The sequence below is a fragment of the Synechococcus sp. MIT S9508 genome, assembly GCF_047303045.1.
In the GTDB taxonomy this organism is placed as follows: Bacteria; Cyanobacteriota; Cyanobacteriia; order PCC-6307; family Cyanobiaceae; genus Synechococcus_C.
In genome coordinates this window covers 625,142-641,079 of the sequence record NZ_CP138941.1, presented here as the reverse complement: position 1 = coordinate 641,079, position 15,938 = coordinate 625,142, and the positions used below count along the sequence as shown (strand labels likewise).

19 protein-coding genes are annotated in these 15,938 nt (G+C 55.8%); 9 read left to right on the top strand and 10 right to left on the bottom strand.

The annotated features are described in order from the left end of the window. Window positions 1-11: 11 nt before the first annotated feature. From urtE to ureE, 8 genes are all read right to left on the bottom strand, one after another. Window positions 12-722, bottom strand: coding sequence for an urea ABC transporter ATP-binding subunit UrtE (gene urtE / locus SIB42_RS03245; protein ID WP_067093589.1), 711 nt, complete (start codon window positions 720-722; stop codon window positions 12-14). Beyond that, window positions 719-1,492, bottom strand: a complete 774-nt coding sequence (gene urtD / locus SIB42_RS03240; protein ID WP_067093587.1) for an urea ABC transporter ATP-binding protein UrtD — start codon at window positions 1,490-1,492, stop codon at window positions 719-721. Before urtD ends, urtE begins: the two co-directional genes overlap by 4 nt. Beyond that, window positions 1,489-2,616: an urea ABC transporter permease subunit UrtC gene (gene urtC, locus SIB42_RS03235; RefSeq protein ID WP_067093584.1), complete on the bottom strand. Its 1,128-nt coding sequence runs from the start codon at window positions 2,614-2,616 to the stop codon at window positions 1,489-1,491. Before urtC ends, urtD begins: the two co-directional genes overlap by 4 nt. Window positions 2,617-2,619: 3 nt before the next feature. Beyond that, complete coding sequence (locus SIB42_RS03230) at window positions 2,620-3,774, bottom strand: ABC transporter permease subunit (RefSeq protein WP_067093582.1); 1,155 nt, start codon at window positions 3,772-3,774, stop codon at window positions 2,620-2,622. Window positions 3,775-3,875: 101 nt separating this feature from the next. After that, on the bottom strand, window positions 3,876-5,180 hold the full coding sequence (urtA, locus tag SIB42_RS03225; protein ID WP_067093579.1) for an urea ABC transporter substrate-binding protein: 1,305 nt from the start codon (window positions 5,178-5,180) through the stop codon (window positions 3,876-3,878). Window positions 5,181-5,414: 234 nt separating this feature from the next. Continuing rightward, window positions 5,415-6,017 carry an urease accessory protein UreG gene (gene ureG, locus SIB42_RS03220; protein WP_067093577.1) on the bottom strand — a complete coding sequence of 201 codons (603 nt, stop codon included), beginning with the start codon at window positions 6,015-6,017 and terminating at the stop codon, window positions 5,415-5,417. Further along, window positions 6,017-6,688, bottom strand: a complete 672-nt coding sequence (locus SIB42_RS03215) for an urease accessory protein UreF (protein WP_067093574.1) — start codon at window positions 6,686-6,688, stop codon at window positions 6,017-6,019. The genes ureG and SIB42_RS03215 overlap by 1 nt, the downstream gene beginning before the upstream one ends. After that, window positions 6,685-7,194, bottom strand: a complete 510-nt coding sequence (gene ureE, locus SIB42_RS03210; protein WP_067093840.1) for an urease accessory protein UreE — start codon at window positions 7,192-7,194, stop codon at window positions 6,685-6,687. The genes SIB42_RS03215 and ureE overlap by 4 nt, the downstream gene beginning before the upstream one ends. Before the next feature lie 78 nt (window positions 7,195-7,272). On the opposite strand from ureE, the gene SIB42_RS03205 reads away from it, so the two are divergent. The 6 genes from SIB42_RS03205 to SIB42_RS03180 all read left to right on the top strand — a co-directional run bounded on the left by SIB42_RS03205 (window position 7,273) and on the right by SIB42_RS03180 (window position 11,683). Further along, on the top strand, window positions 7,273-8,232 hold the full coding sequence (locus SIB42_RS03205; RefSeq protein ID WP_067093572.1) for an urease accessory protein UreD: 960 nt from the start codon (window positions 7,273-7,275) through the stop codon (window positions 8,230-8,232). Between the two features lie 18 nt (window positions 8,233-8,250). Next, entirely contained in the window at window positions 8,251-8,553 is a 303-nt protein-coding gene (locus SIB42_RS03200; protein ID WP_067093570.1) for an urease subunit gamma, read from the top strand. Between the two features lie 10 nt (window positions 8,554-8,563). Continuing rightward, on the top strand, window positions 8,564-8,884 hold the full coding sequence (locus tag SIB42_RS03195; RefSeq protein WP_067093566.1) for an urease subunit beta: 321 nt from the start codon (window positions 8,564-8,566) through the stop codon (window positions 8,882-8,884). Window positions 8,885-8,887: 3 nt separating this feature from the next. Continuing rightward, complete coding sequence (gene ureC / locus SIB42_RS03190) at window positions 8,888-10,597, top strand: urease subunit alpha (protein ID WP_067093564.1); 1,710 nt, start codon at window positions 8,888-8,890, stop codon at window positions 10,595-10,597. Continuing rightward, window positions 10,594-11,346: a type 1 glutamine amidotransferase gene (locus SIB42_RS03185; RefSeq protein WP_067093562.1), complete on the top strand. Its 753-nt coding sequence runs from the start codon at window positions 10,594-10,596 to the stop codon at window positions 11,344-11,346. Before ureC ends, SIB42_RS03185 begins: the two co-directional genes overlap by 4 nt. 169 nt (window positions 11,347-11,515) lie before the next feature. Continuing rightward, window positions 11,516-11,683, top strand: coding sequence for a DUF4278 domain-containing protein (locus tag SIB42_RS03180; RefSeq protein ID WP_074160723.1), 168 nt, complete (start codon window positions 11,516-11,518; stop codon window positions 11,681-11,683). Between the two features lie 122 nt (window positions 11,684-11,805). Here SIB42_RS03180 and SIB42_RS03175 read toward each other — a convergent pair whose 3' ends face one another. Continuing rightward, a complete protein-coding gene (locus SIB42_RS03175; RefSeq protein WP_156485143.1) occupies window positions 11,806-11,982 on the bottom strand; it encodes a hypothetical protein in 177 nt (58 codons plus the stop codon). Window positions 11,983-12,096: 114 nt separating this feature from the next. On the opposite strand from SIB42_RS03175, the gene SIB42_RS03170 reads away from it, so the two are divergent. Genes SIB42_RS03170 through SIB42_RS03160 form a run of 3 tightly spaced genes read left to right on the top strand, consistent with a single transcriptional unit; the run spans window position 12,097 to window position 15,427 of the window. Next, complete coding sequence (locus tag SIB42_RS03170; protein WP_067093559.1) at window positions 12,097-13,572, top strand: circularly permuted type 2 ATP-grasp protein; 1,476 nt, start codon at window positions 12,097-12,099, stop codon at window positions 13,570-13,572. Continuing rightward, a complete protein-coding gene (locus SIB42_RS03165) occupies window positions 13,566-14,561 on the top strand; it encodes an alpha-E domain-containing protein (RefSeq protein WP_067093557.1) in 996 nt (331 codons plus the stop codon). The genes SIB42_RS03170 and SIB42_RS03165 overlap by 7 nt, the downstream gene beginning before the upstream one ends. Then, entirely contained in the window at window positions 14,534-15,427 is an 894-nt protein-coding gene (locus SIB42_RS03160; protein WP_067093554.1) for a transglutaminase family protein, read from the top strand. The genes SIB42_RS03165 and SIB42_RS03160 overlap by 28 nt, the downstream gene beginning before the upstream one ends. On the opposite strand, the gene SIB42_RS03155 is transcribed toward SIB42_RS03160, so the two are convergent. Further along, the gene (locus SIB42_RS03155; protein ID WP_067093550.1) at window positions 15,415-15,906 is read right to left on the bottom strand and encodes a redox protein; all 492 of its coding nucleotides are present in this window, start codon (window positions 15,904-15,906) and stop codon (window positions 15,415-15,417) included. The two genes, SIB42_RS03160 and SIB42_RS03155, sit on opposite strands and share 13 nt — an antisense overlap. Between the last annotated feature and the right edge of the window lie 32 nt (window positions 15,907-15,938).

Below are 15,938 nucleotides of genomic sequence, written 5' to 3'. Positions count from 1 at the left end.
GAACTTTTTGATCAAACACTGAGAAACTGATCAACAACTGCTTGACTCAGCTCTTGTGTTGGGCCGCTGGCAACAATGCCACCACGTTGCATCGCATAATAACGATCTGCCTGGCGAACAAAGTGCAAATGCTGTTCCACAAGCAAAACACTAATTCCAGCCTGGGAAATGATCTGTCGCACTGCAGATTCGATATCAAGAACGATATTGGGCTGAATCCCTTCGGTGGGTTCATCCAGTAGGAGCAATTTGGGTTTTCCAAGCAGCGCGCGTGCAATCGCCAATTGCTGTTGCTGACCACCACTGAGGTCTCCACCTTTGCGAGGAAGGAAATCCCTCAGGATCGGGAACAAGTCGTAAACGAAAGGATCAATCCCTCGTTGGCGGCCAAGACCTCCCGGCAACGCCTCCATACCGAGCATGAGGTTCTCCTCAACTGTGAGCTGCGGAATGATTTCGCGTCCCTGAGGCACATAACCCAAACCAGCACGCGCCCGCTGATGTGGAGCCTGACGATCGAGGGGGATACCGTTGAAAACAATCTCACCACGACGTGGTCGAAGTAAGCCAATCAGAGATTTGAGCAAGGTCGTTTTGCCGACCCCGTTGCGACCAATCAGACAGACCATCTCACCAGCCTTCACGGTTAGATCGACATCGCGAAGAATGTGACTCTCCCCGTAGTAGGTGTTCAGACCGCGCATTTCCAAAAGCGTTGTCATCCGTTGTCCTCCTCTGTGGTTCCGAGGTAAACATCAATCACTCGTGGATCGACCTGAACCTGATCCATCGTTCCTTCACAAAGCACATGCCCCTGGTGCAGCACCGTCACTGGACTCTCAAGACGACGGATGAATTCCATATCGTGCTCGATCACCAGCACGGTGTGATCCCCAGCTAATGACTTGAGCAAATCTGCGGTGAGATCAGTCTCCTCATCAGTCAGACCAGCAACCGGTTCATCCACCAGCAACAGATCTGGATCCTGGCCGACAAGCATGGCAATCTCGAGCCACTGCTTCTGACCATGCGACAACGAACCGGCGGCCCAGTCGGCTCGGTTCTGCAGGTTGACGATGCTCATCAAGTGATGCACCTGATCCCTCTGGCTGGCATTCAGGCCACCGACCAGCAGCGACCAGGGCTGCTTCGGCTGATTCACAGCCAGCACAAGGTTGTCCTGAACGCTCAAATGTTCAAACACCCTTGGACTCTGGAACTTGCGACCGATGCCCATGCGAGCAATCCGGTGCTCTGGACGTCCCAGCAATGAACAACCTTTGAAGACAACGTCGCCTTCAGTTGGTGCAGTCTTGCCCGTAATCACATCAAGGAATGTGGTCTTGCCGGCGCCATTGGGGCCGATCACCGCCCGAAGTTCGCCAGGAGTGAGGCTGAGGTTGAGGTCTCTCAGAGCCAGAAAACCATCAAAGCTGACGGTGATCTGCTGCAGCTCCAACAGAGCTTCACCTCCTGTTGAGAGCATGGTCATGGCTGCACCTCCTCCTGACCATCCAGTTCAAGCCTTGGATACGTCGCACTAGGGCGAGAGAGTCCTACACGATTCAAAAGATTGCCTGGTCCATCCCCTCGGAACCAACCAATCACCCCTTCCGGGAGTGCGGTCACCACAAGGATGAACAAACCACCCTGAATGAAGAGCCAACTCTCAGGCATCGCCTCACTCACGAGACTCTTGGCGAAATTAATCACCACAGCTCCGAGAATCGCCCCCACCAGAGTTCCGCGGCCTCCGACCGCAACCCAAATGACCATGTCAATCGACATGGGCACTTCCATGAACTGCGGCGACGCACTTCCCGACTGAACGGTGTAGAGCGCGCCACCAATACCTGCCAATGCACCAGCGAGTCCAAACACAAACGTTTTGAACAACGTTGGGTTGTAGCCGGCAAAGCGCAATCGCGCTTCATCATCACGGATCGCGATCAACACATCACCAAAACGACCACGCACCACCCAACGCAACAAGGCCCAGATCAGAATCACCACCACGGCGGTGACCCAGAAGAACCAGCGCTGCATCAAATCGGAGCCGACGTATTGGCCAAACAATTTCGTGGCCGGAGTTTGCAAGCCGTTCGTGCCGTTGATCAGCTTCTGCTGACCATTGAAAAGGTTGTAAAAAACAAGCAATGCTGCCTGGGTGAGGATCGAAAAGTAGACACCTTTAATCCGATTACGGAACACAAGGCCACCCAGCACAGCGGCAAGAATCCCGGGAATCAACCAGATCGCAATCAGCGCGAACCAAGGTGAAGCGAAGGGGTGCCAGAAAAATGGCAGCTCCTTGACGCCATAAAGACCAAAAAACTCAGGGATGCCGTTGGGCAGATCACCTGCGTTGCTGAGCTGGAGGTACATCGCGGCGGCGTAGCCACCGAGCGCGAAAAAGATGCCCTGACCAAGACTGAGCAGACCGGTGAAACCCCAGATCAGATCGATCCCGAGAGCCACGATCGACAGAGACAGAAATCGTCCCAGCAAGTTGAGCCTGAACACAGGCAAGACAGCCGGCGCCGCAACGATCACGGCGACGATCAACACCCACAAGCCGACGATCGTCCAGCGGCGCTGTGAAAAAGATGAAAACATCGATCAGACCTCCACCATGCGGCCCTTCTGCGGGAAAAGACCGGCAGGACGGAACTGAAGGAACACAACGATCAGGGCGAAAATCATCACCTGAGCCATGCTCGTTGTAGCGAAAAAGGTCACCAACTTCTCCAGCGGTACCGGCATCTCGGGCCAGATCGTGAGCAAGCGACCTGCACCGATCAGATCAGTCAGTAAACCGATTGAGAAGGAAGCAAGAACAGTGCCAAGGAGATTTCCGACCCCGCCCAGCACAACAACCATGAAACAACCCACGATGTAAGACGTCCCGACATTGGGACCAACCGACCCCAGCAGAGACACAGCCACTCCAGCCACTCCAGCGAGACCGGATCCAATACCAAAAGTGAGCACGTCAACGGTGTCGGTAGGAATACCGAGGCAATCACTCATCGAGCGGTTCTGGGTGACGGCACGGATGCGCATTCCCCAAACACTGCGATTCAAAAACAAGCTGACACCAACCACCGCGAGAACGGTCATCACGATGATCACTAAGCGAGGAACAGGAAAGGTCAGATCCATCCAGTCAAGTCCGCCACGCATCCACTGCGGAGCCGTGACATCCACATTGCGTGCATCCGCTCGGGCTATGCGGTTAATCTGCGATGCCAGAACCCCTGCAAGACAAACCCCAAAACAGGCCGACAGAGCCCAGGAGCCAAAACGAATCAAACGCGCACGCTTCGCCATCAACCACTGAGCGGGAAGCACCAACGGCAAACCAAATCCGCTCACCAGAGCGAGGACCAATCCGGCGGCATAAGCCATCGGCACGCTGCGCACGAACTGCTGCAAAATCAAACTGACTCCCCAGGTGGCCAGCAGTGTTTCCAGAGGGCTTCCGTAAAGACGACGAATGACGGTTCGCTCTAAAAGGATGCCGACGACACCACTGACGACAAAGGCCAGGGGAATCGCAACCAACACATAGACGTTGTAGTAGGGCTGCATTGCAGGCAGCTTAAAGATGAGCTGCACCACATAGGTCGTGTAGGCCCCGAGCATGATCAACTCACCATGGGCGAGATTGATCACGCCCATCAGGCCAAACACAATCGCCAATCCAAGTGCTGCCATCAGCAAGACCGAACCGATGGCGACACCATTGAACAGGCTTTCAAAAAGCAGTTGCACGGAAGTCGAGACTGAAACAGTCGGTGGAACAACAAAAGGAGGAGTCCCATGAGGAACTCCTCCAAAGACCAATCAGCGATCAGTCAATGTATGAAACTGAATCAGAGCTTGTACTTACCGCCCTTAGAGGAATCGGTGTGGTCACAGGCATAACCACTGGAATCAGGGTGAATCTGATTCCACGCCTGCGGTGACACAGGGCCATTGGTCTCTTCAAGGATCGCGAACTGGCCATCTTTAGTGATTTGACCGATTCGAACCGTCTGAGAGAGGTGATGGTTTGGCATCACCTTCACAGGACCCTGAGGTGCATCGAACTCAATACCAATCAGTGCTTTACGCACTTTGTCGTCGTCAAAGCTATTGGCTTTTTCGACAGCAGCTTTCCAGAGATAAACCATGTTGTATGCCGACTCTTGCGGGTCAGCAACCATGCGATCAGCGCCGTACTTTGCCTTGAAGTCTGCAGCAAACTTCTTGGAAGCAGGGGTATCAATCGACATCATGTAGTTCCATGCGCCGTAGTGACCCTCAAGAAATTCAGGCCCAATCGTGCTGATTTCTTCTTCCGCGATGGAATAACTCATCACGTAATAACCATTAGCCGGAGTAATTCCAGCATCTTGGATCTGCTTGAAGAAGGCGACATTCTGGTCGCCATTAAGGGTGTTGATGATGACACCACCATCAGGCAGAGCTTTTTTGATCTTGGCAATGATTGGAGCCACCTCTGTATTCCCTAGAGGCAGATAGTCCTCGCCGACAACCTTGCCACCAAGCTGCTCAACCTGAGCCTTGGTGATCGTGTTGGACGTGCGGGGGAACACATAGTCCGATCCGACCAGGAAGAAGTCCTTGCCTGCAGCAGGCGACTTCTCATACATGAATTTGGTGGCCGGCTCCGATTGTTGATTCGGGGTTGCGCCGGTGTAGAAGATGTTGCTTGAACACTCCTGGCCTTCGTACTGAATCGGGTAATAGAGAAAGGCATTCTTCGACTCATAGACCGGCAGCATTTCCTTCCGGCTGGCCGAAGTCCAGCCACCAAAAACAACTGGCACCTTGTCTTGGTCGATCAGCTTCTTCGATTTCTCAGCGAAGGTCGGCCATGTGGAAGCACCATCTTCGACGATGGTTTCAATGGTGTATTGCTTGCCATCAACCTCAACGCCACCTGCGGCGTTGATTTCTGCAATGGCCATCTTCTCGGTATCAACGAGGGTCTTCTCCGAGATGGCCATGGTGCCTGTCAGAGAATGAAGAATGCCAACAGTGACTGTGCAATTGCCTTCGTCATCACAGGTGGCGTTGGTGGCCTGACCGCCACCTGCACATGCTGTGACGCCGAGGCCTATAGAGGCAGCAGCCAAGCCAGAAAACAACCGATTGGACAAAGAATTACTCATGAAATCCTCAATTCAGGATGCTCGCCGAATGGCGGAAGTGACTGAGTAAGACTGATTCAAAATCAGTTTTGTATCAACGAGGACATAATGACATTAAAGCTCTTAAACAGCGTCTAAGCAAAGTAACTATTGCGACAAATGTGCATCAAGCGAGTGATGAGCTCGCAGCCACATACGCCGAACATTGATTTCGTATCAAAGGCAGCAAAAGTAATAACAATTTTTGAATACGTTTTAATTCGGTAACTGTTGCATCAGAAATTCAACAACAAAATCCAGACCTTCTCCGCTTTGGAGATTGGTGAAGCACCAGGGACGGCCTGCACGCATCCGTTGAGCATCACGCTCCATCACCCCCAAATCGGCTCCAACGAAGGGTGCCAAGTCGATCTTGTTGATCACGAGCAAGTCTGAGCGGGTGATGCCTGGGCCTCCCTTCCGTGGGATCTTGTCACCAGCAGCCACATCGATCACGTAGATGCACAAGTCCACCAGTTCAGGACTGAAGCTGGCGGCTAAATTGTCGCCTCCGCTTTCCACCAACACCACATCCAAGTTGGGAAACTGAGCTTCCAGCTCGGACACCGCAGACCGATTAATCGAGCAATCCTCCCGAATCGCCGTATGCGGACATCCTCCAGTTTCGACTCCGCGAATCCGCTCCGGCTCCAAGGCCCCTGCATGGGTCAGAAACTGAGCATCCTCCTGGGTGTAAATGTCATTGGTGACCACAGCCAGCTGCAACTGATCGCGCAGCTCTCTGCAAAGAGCCTCCACCAATGCGGTTTTTCCTGAACCCACCGGTCCAGCCACACCTAAACGAAGCTTGCTAGCCATCAACTTCGAAACAAGCGGGAATACAACTCAGCATGGGCCAGCTGCGCCATCGAGACGCCAACACCACTGTTCCAAAGCTCATGGGGGTGAACACCAGACAACTGTTCAGCCACATCCACGAGCTGAGGAAGCAGACGTTGCTGCAGAACCTGGGCTCTTGTTGGCCCCAATGGCACTAAACGCACAGCAGCACTGAGTTGATTGGCAACCCAGCCATAGAGATAGCCCTCAACCATCTCCCGCTCAGCGACTTGCAGAGCAACAGATGCCCAAGCCCATGCAGCAGGCCAAGCCAGAGGAAGCGCTTCTGGCAGAGGGTGACCCATCTCTGCGAGCAGCTCAAGCAGAGAGCCGCCCATCTGAAGCTGTTGGGCACGCAGCTCAGCAGCTTCGCGCGTCGCCAATAGCCAACCATCCAGATCAACCACCCGGGTTCGCGCACTGGCATCAGCGCTGACCTGCCATTGCCTCAGATCAGCAGCCAACTCCGGGAGCGCTGCAGCTTCGAGGCGCAAGCCACCCCGCTGAAGCTCTGCAGCGAGCCAAAGCTCAATCCCATGCTCATCCCTGAGACCACCGGACTGAATCAACACTTCCAGTCCCTCGGAATAACTGAATGCACCCACGGGCAGCGCCGGACTGACCATCTGCAGCAAGGCGAGCGATGTCATGCAGAAGCGAATCCATGAGGATGCGAATGAACACAGCCATAAGCACCACCGTCAGGAACAAACGGCCGTTCACAGGCACTCACCTGAAGTCCACGACTCGTCAACATCACGGCCAGCACCGAATCCTCAAGCAGCAGAAGCTCCTGTTCATGGAGCTCAAGCGGAACATGACGGTTGCCAAGGTGATAGGCAGCCTGCAGGAGCTCAAGCGGAGAAGCCGCGCGAACCCGTAAAAGCCGTTCTGGCGCTGCAATCACTTCCACCTGCAAACTGCGCAATTGATCCAGAAGCAGATCGCCAGGCTGGAGAGCACCATCACGAGGCAACTGCAGCAACAACTCCCTGCCGCAGGGGGTGCGACGGCGGCCACGCAAAACCGTGCGTTCGTCTGCGGTAAGCGGCAGTTGCAAACGACCCACCGCCTCGGCGTTGGTCCATCCTCCAACCAATAGGCGATGCTCCAGCACGATCACAGGTTCAACCACCACCCTTCCCTGTCTGGCCATGAGCCTGCCCACGAACCAAGCCTTCTTTTCGTGTGCATTGCTACAGAGTGATCGCTGGGGGGCATCAAGCTTGGTGTGATGCAACGCCTCGATCCCTGGCAAGGACACTGCCGGCTGCAGTTTTTCCAGCAAGGTGAACGCACCATTCACCAGGGCGGCTGCAGTGCTCCCTTCAAACTGCTGCGCTCAGAAGACGGCGCTGACGGCCGCCGTGAAATCCCACTGCTGCACACTGCTGGCGGACTGGTGGGCGGCGACCAGCTCGACATCGATGTTGCTCTTGAGACGAACAGCCACAGCCTGATCACCAGCGTCGCAGCTCAAAAGGTCTATGGCTCCATCGGTCGCAGCCGCCAGACTCCGCAGGGATCCTGGGCACGCCAACACGTGAATTGCCAACTCGGCAGTCACAGCGATTTGGAATGGTTACCCCAAGAACTCGTGGTCTACGCCAACGCTCTCTATGAACAGCAACTCAGCGTGCGTCTACCGAAAGACGCCTCATTCCTGGGAGCAGAGATTGTTCGCCTGGGCCGAACCGCCGCTGGCGAAACACTGCAGCAAGGCCGCTGGCGGTCGTCGTTGAGCATCCAACGGGTAAGCGCAAACCAATCGGAGTCGCAGTCCTGGGAACTGGTGGACAGGCTCGAACTGGGGAACTCAAGCCTCAATGATCTACATGGCCTGCACCAACAACCGGTGTTCGGAACTCTGGTCTGGGCCGCTCCCATGCCCCTGTATGCCCACATCCTTAAAGACTTGATTGCTGCTGCGCGTGAGGATCGCAAGGGGCTTGAAGGAACGATGCGATGCGGAGGCCTCCAGCAGGGATTCATCGCCCGCTATGCAGGTCCATCCAGCAGAGATGCGCGTTTCTGGTTCAGCCGCATCTGGAGACGGACCCGTTTGTTGAGAAACCTGAACGAGCCAAAGATTCCACGGGTTTGGCCCTTGCAGGAACAACCCTTACAGAAACAGCCTTTGCAACGATCACTGTTCACTGCGAACCATGCGCTCAGACCATCGGCGACACACTGACGTCGATCAGGGCTTGCCATGCAACTCAGTCCCCAGGAAAAAGACAAACTCCTGATCGTGACCGCAGCACTGCTGGCCGAACGACGCCTCCAACGCGGCCTTCATCTCAATCACCCTGAAGCGGTGGCCTGGCTCAGTTTTCTGATCCTCGAGGGTGCCCGTGACGGTAAAAGTGTGGCGGACCTGATGCAGGAAGGTACCACCTGGTTGCGCCGCGATCAGGTAATGGAAGGGGTCTCCGAACTGGTGCAAGAGGTGCAGATCGAGGCCGTCTTCCCCGATGGCACCAAGCTCGTGACGCTTCACGACCCGATCCGCTGAACACTGACCCATGAACCCGTTGATTCCTGGCGAACTTCTCTGCGAACCCGGCGAGATTGAACTCAATGCAGGCCGGCCCACAACCACAATCACCGTGGCCAACAGCGGTGATCGGCCTGTGCAGGTGGGATCTCATTTCCACTTTGCGGAAGCCAACTCAGCCCTTCAGTTCGACCGAGCCGCCGCCCGCGGTCAACGGCTCGACATCCCTGCAGGAACGGCGATCCGGTTTGAACCGGGAGACAGTCGCGACATCACCCTGATTCCGTTCGCCGGTGCCCGTCGGGTGATCGGTTTCAACGGTTGCATCAACGGACCCCTCGACGCCTAAGCCATGGCCTACCGCATTTCCCGACAGGCTTACGCCGAGACCTACGGCCCCACAACCGGCGACCGCGTGCGTCTTGCTGACACGGATCTGATCCTTGAGGTGGAAAAAGACTTCACCGTATATGGAGACGAGGTGAAGTTCGGCGGCGGCAAGGTGATTCGTGACGGCATGGGCCAGGCGCAAACAGCACGAGCTGAAGGAGCCGTTGACACCGTGATCACCAATGCATTGATCCTCGACTGGTGGGGAATCATCAAAGCCGATGTGGGTCTGAGAGACGGGCGCATCGTTGGCATTGGCAAAGCGGGTAACCCCGACACACAGCATGGGGTCACCATCGTTGTAGGACCCGGCACCGAAGCGATTGCGGGCGAGGGCCACATCCTCACAGCAGGTGGGATCGACACCCATATCCATTTCATCTGCCCCCAGCAGATTGAAACGGCGCTAGCCAGCGGCGTGACCACCCTGATGGGTGGAGGCACGGGTCCGGCAACCGGCACCAACGCCACCACATGCACCCCCGGAGCCTTCCACATCGGCAGGATGCTTCAGGCCGCCGAAGGGCTTCCCGTGAACTTGGGATTCTTCGGTAAAGGCAATGCCAGCACTCCCGAAGCCCTTGAAGAGCAGGTGCGAGCCGGAGCCTGCGGCCTCAAGCTCCATGAAGACTGGGGAACCACACCGGCCTCGATCGATGCCTGCCTTTCAGTGGCCGATCGGATGGATGTGCAGGTCTGCATTCACACCGACACGCTGAACGAAGCCGGTTTCGTTGAAGACACGATTGCCGCCATCAAAGGGCGAACGATTCACACCTTCCATACCGAGGGCGCAGGTGGTGGACATGCCCCGGACATCATCAAAATCTGCGGCGAAACCAACGTGCTGCCCAGCAGCACCAACCCCACCCGGCCTTACACCACCAACACACTCGAGGAACACCTCGACATGCTGATGGTCTGCCACCATCTGGATCCAAAAATTCCCGAAGACGTGGCCTTTGCCGAGTCACGCATCCGCCGCGAAACGATTGCGGCAGAAGACATCCTTCACGACCTTGGTGCCTTCTCAATTATTGCCAGTGACTCCCAGGCGATGGGTCGTGTCGGCGAGGTGATCACCCGAACCTTCCAGACAGCGCACAAGATGAAAGTGCAGCGAGGCCCGCTGCCTGAAGACTCCAGCCGCAATGACAACCATCGACTGAAGCGATACATCGCCAAGGTGACCATTAATCCTGCACTCGCCCATGGCATCAGCAGCGAAGTGGGATCCATCGAAACCGGCAAGCTTGCTGATCTGGTGCTTTGGAAACCAGGCTTCTTCGGCATCCGACCTGAGCTGGTGATCAAGGGCGGCTCGATTGTCTGGGCTCAGATGGGTGATGCCAACGCTTCAATTCCCACCCCGGGCCCAGTGCACGGCCGCCCGATGTTTGGCGCCTACGGCAAAGCTCTCGCCCCCAGTTGCCTCACTTTCATGAGCGCTGCTGCGATGGATGCCGATCTCCAACAACAGTTGGGGCTTGAACGAACCTGTGTGGCGGTAGCGGACACCCGCGGAGTGAGCAAAAGCGCCCTGAAGCTCAACTCCGCCCTGCCGAAGATGAGCGTCGACCCTCAGACCTATGAGGTGTTCGCTGATGGCCAGCTGCTCAGCTGCGAGCCCGCCGACGTGCTGCCACTCGCCCAGCGCTACCTCTTGTTGTGAATCACTCCCTGCTGGTGATTCAACACGTTGATCACGAGGGTCCTGATCTGATCCATGAACTCGCAATGCAACGAGGCATGAGCATCCAGACGATCCGTCCAGATCTCGGAGAGCAACTACCCGACCCGGCCAGCACTCCAGACACCATTGCTGTGGTACTTGGAGGACCGATGGGGGTGAACCAACGCAACGACCCGAAGATGAATTGGCTTCGGCATGAACTGGAGTGGCTGTCGAGCTGGCATCGGCAGAAAAAACCAGTGTTGGGGATCTGCCTGGGAGCCCAGCTGCTGGCTGTAGCGGCTGGAGGATCAGTGGAGCCGCTCAGCACGGGAGAACCCGCTGCACCACTGAAGGAACTGGGGATTGGAGCCATCCACTGGCTGATCAACACCAGGGAAGAACCGCTGCTCCATGGCCTTGATCCCAGTGCACTGGTCCTGCACTGGCATGGAGACCGCATCCGACTCCCCAATGAAGCCACGTTGCTTGGATCGTCATTGCACTGCCCAGAGCAGGTGTTCAAGATCGATCGACATGCCGTTGGCCTTCAGTGCCACCTCGAAATTTCAGAACCAAACCTGGAGCGGTGGATTCAAGCCGACGCCGCTTACATCGTTAGCGCAATCGGAAAAAACGGAGCCCATCAGCTACGCCGCGACTGGAACCGACTCGGCGGGCTTCTGCAAAAGAATGGAACCCAATTGTTCACCAATGTGTTCAGGCAGCTACAAAACAGCAACCACTGAATCCAAAACTTTTCGAAAGTGGTATCAGTCTGAACACCAGAACAAGAATCCAATCAATCACAATCATTATGTAGTTACTGCTACACAACGTTCACTTCATCCTTGGGTGGAGCGCAGTACGACTCAGGCCATGGAACGGGGACCTGAGCTTGCTTCGGAGAACTGAATCATGAGCTCGCTTATTTATCGAGGCCACACCTACGACCAGCACAAAGAGTGTGCAAAGAAACCAGCTGTACAGCTCACTTATCGCCGGCAGGCTTATCAGACTCGCCAGGCAGAAGTTCGCCCCATGATGGTCCAGCTGAAATACAGGGGCGTGGCTTACACCCACTGATTGATCGACTCTTTTTTTTCGATCAAAGAGTGAAAGCCGAGTGCTTCACAGCTCTATTTCAAACAAATAGAGAGCTGTGTTGGCTCAACGGGCGACTGGACAAGGCTTGCAACTGATGCCTTTCAAGCTCCAGAGAATTTTCCAGCTGCAAACACAAACACAAACACAAACACAAGGAGATTTTCCGGCTGCGGCTGCCTGCCAATCAGCCCTCTTTTTACTCCAACAACTAAAAACTTTTCAGCAGCTGTCGTTGCTCTAATGATCGAATCCAAACCAGGAAATTTCGTACCGAGCACTACATAATATTTCTGATTTTTTTAAATCAGACCACCCTCGACACGGATCCGTAGCAACAGTCACAAGACCTGGCTGGTGCGAGCTCTTGGATGAAGTAAACCCGCCTTTAAGGGATGTTCACCGACTACAGACCCTCGGTCGGCTACGACGAATATTTCTGCAGTGGTACAGCACGTCCCCGCAAAAATCTGGCCCCGCTGCTCAGTTCACTGGGACAGATCGGACTGCCGGAACTAAAACGCAATCATGCCTCTGCAAGTCACTTGCTGCGCAGGCTTGGAGCCACATTCCGCCTCAATGACTCTGGCCAGGAGGGAAGCGAACGAATTCTTCCATTCGACCCCCTGCCTCGACTGATTGCCCTGAGCGAGTGGAAGACCCTGGAGCAGGGACTGCTGCAGCGACTGGAGGCAATCGACTGTTTCCTCGCCGACGTCTATGGCTCACAGCTGATCATTCGTGATGGCATCGTCGACCGCGAGGACTTAGAGAGTTCATCAGGCTGGCTCCCACAAATGCAAGGGATTGAACTGCCGTTCAATCGTTGGTGCCACATCTCAGGCCTGGACCTGATTCGCGATGGCAACGGCCACTGGCGTGTGCTGGAAGACAACCTGCGTTGTCCATCAGGCGTGGCCTACTTCCTGGAAAACAGACGGGTCATGAAACGCCTTTTCCCAAGCCTGTTCGAGGGGCGCACCGTCAAGCCAATTGACGATTACCCCTCCCACCTATTTCGAACCCTCCAGGACCTGGCTCCCTGGAGTGATTCACCCCAGGTTGTGATCCTGACTCCAGGGGTAATGAACAGTGCTTACTTCGAGCACAGCTACCTGGCCCAGCAGATGGGCATCCCATTGGTAGAGGGACGGGATCTGATTTGCGAAGACAATAGTGTTTGGATGCGCAGCACGAACGGTCGCAGACGGGTTGATGTGATCTATCGCCGCATCGACGACGACTTTCTCGATCCAACCGTTTTTCGGAGGGACTCCATGCTGGGAGTCTCAGGCCTGATGGATGTACTGCGTCAGGGCAGAGTCTCCATCGCCAATGCACCGGGAACAGGGGTTGCCGATGACAAGCTCATCTATGCCCATGTGCCGGCAATGATTCGCTACTACCTCGGTGAGGAACCGGTCATCGAGAACGTTCACACCTATCTGTGCGCAAGGTCAAAGGATCGCCAATTCGTCCTCGACAACCTTGAACATCTAGTGGTGAAATCCGTTGCTGAAGCAGGTGGCTACGGGATGCTGATCGGGCCGCAGGCAAGCCGCTCAGAATTGGCCGACTTCGATTCGAAGATCAGAGAAAATCCGCGCAACTTCATCGCCCAGCCAACGCTTCAGCTCTCCACCGTGCCATCGCTCAGCGAGGGGGAGCTTTACCCATGTCATGTGGATCTTCGTCCTTACGTGCTGCGTGGGCAAAGCAATTGGGTCAGCCCAGGTGGACTCACCCGTGTTGCTCTCAAGCGAGGATCCCTGGTGGTGAATTCCTCCCAGGGAGGTGGCTGCAAGGACACCTGGATTCTGGATGAGCAGCGGGTCACAACCGAGAAGAAAAAGGAGGCCGTCCTGTGCTGAGCCGAGTCGCAGACTCCCTCTACTGGATCAATCGCTATCTGGAACGAGCCGAAAACATCTCGCGCTTTCTCGAAGTCAGCGAAGCGATGGCTCTCGACTGCCCTCCTGGCAGTGCCGAACCGTGGCTGCCTTTAGTGGATGCCACCGGTGATCGCCGCAGCTTCGACAAGGCTTATCCATCTGGATCATCCAAGGATGTCATCCACTTCCTGCTCCTTGATCAAGACAACCGGAACAGCATTGTCAGCTGCATCGCGATGGCTCGCGAGAACGCACGGCAGATTCGCGACGTCATCACCACGGAGATGTGGGAGCAGATCAATGATCTTCACTGGAATCTGCAGAAGGGTGAAACCATCTGGAAGGAACCACCACAAGAACAATTGAGGATCATCCGGCGCGGCTGCCAAATCTTTTACGGCATCACTGATGCCACGCTCAGCCGCGATCTGAGCTGGTTGTTCAGCCAGTTGGGACGACTCATGGAGCGAGCGGACAAAACTTCTCGAATTCTCGATGTGAAGTACTTCCTGCTGTTGCCTATTCCCGAAGGGGTCGGAGGCGTGCTCGACGAGCTGCAATGGATCACCCTGCTTCGAACCGCCGGGGCTTATCAGATGTACCGGCAAAGCATGCAGAAGGGAATCACTCCAATATCCGTTGCCCAATTCTTGCTGCTCGATCCGATCTTTCCCCGATCAGTTCGGTTCTGCCTTCAAGGAATCAGCGACACGTTGCAACAAATCCAAGCCCAACCGGTCATGAAGCAACCCGATGACCTGGATTGTTTGCGCGGTCAGCTGCTTGCCCGCTGGAGCTACGTCCGAATCGACAACCTCATCGAAGGCGGCCTTCACCAAGCGATCGATCAACTGCAGCAGGACCTCAATCGGCTCCACTGCCTCATCGAGAAGCGCTATTTCATGAGCGCCGACTTTCCTCGCACATCATCTGAACCCGCATGCGCGCTTTCATCATTCACCGCTTGAGCTATCGCTACGAGGCGCCGGTCAGCCTCGGCGATCACCGGCTTTGCCTTAAGCCCCGAGGGCAGGGTTTCCAGACACTGCTGGACCATGAGCTCATCGTTTTGCCTGAGCCACATCTGCAACGAGAGGTGCTCACTGCCAGTGGCGATGAGGTCCAGCGACTCAACTTTGTGGGAAGCACCAACCAGTTGTGTATCGAAGCCCGAAGTCGGGTCGAGACACGCCCTGCGCCATCTCTGGAGCTCTGCTTCAACGACCTCGAGCCACCGTTGCCTTATCCACGGGGCCAACTGAATGTTGACCTGCTGGGAGCACTCGAGGGTTGGCTGCCCAATGGCCAGCACGAACCCTCAGCCATTGACCTCACTCAAGAGGCACTGATGGGTAGCAACCAGCAGATGCTGGCCTTTCTCAACCACTTGTTGGAGCTGATTCAGGAACGCGTCATGTATACGCAACGGCACGTTGGTCCTGCCTGGACGGCAGGCCGCACACTGCGGGAACGCATCGGCTCTTGCCGCGATCTGGCGATGTTGATGGTGGCCTGCTGTCGCGTTGCAGGACTTCCTGCTCGCTTCGTGAGCGGTTATCAGCTTCAGCAACCGGCACCGGAGCAGTACGACCTACATGCCTGGGCGGAGGTATACCTCCCGGGAGCAGGATGGAGGGGATTCGACCCCAGCGCCGGTCGCGAGGTCAACGACCGCTATGTGGTGTTGGCCACATCATCGAAACCAGAGCTCACTGCAGCGGTGAGTGGAACATTCAGTGGTCCGCCTAACACCGACAGCGAACTCAGTTGGACGATCAACGCCGAAGAAGAAAGCAGCGAAACAGCTCCAAAGTCTTTAGTTCAAGCCGCTTGAGGCAGGGGTCTGACCCCATGCAGCTGAGGTTTCGCTGCCGAAGTCGTCGTTGTCTTCATCAGCAAAGGGATCCGCGCGCTGTTGTAAACGCGAAATTCCTGCGCAAGAGACACTCCAGGCTTTCGAACAGCCTGGTTCAACACCACAGAGCCCTCGGGATCAGAGATGGATCGGTGAAAGGTCCGCGGGGGGATGCGCAGGATATCGCCACCACTTTCAAGCCGAACAATGTGAAACGGCTGCTCCCAGGCAAGATTCACTAGGTAAAACGTTCGTCCGCCACTGGCGGCCAGAAGATTGTCTTCCTGATTGGGATGCATATAAAACTGCCAGGCCCCTGTTTGGGGGTCATCTGGTGGACTCACGGCAGGGCCGGAGTGAATCACCAAGTCACGGGCGTTGGACGTCTCAACCGTGACGTCAAAGAAACGCACGGAAGGCGTGTCGCGAAACCGCTCGAAAGACAACAGTTCGAACATCACCGATGGGCCGAATTAAGGCCCGAACTCTG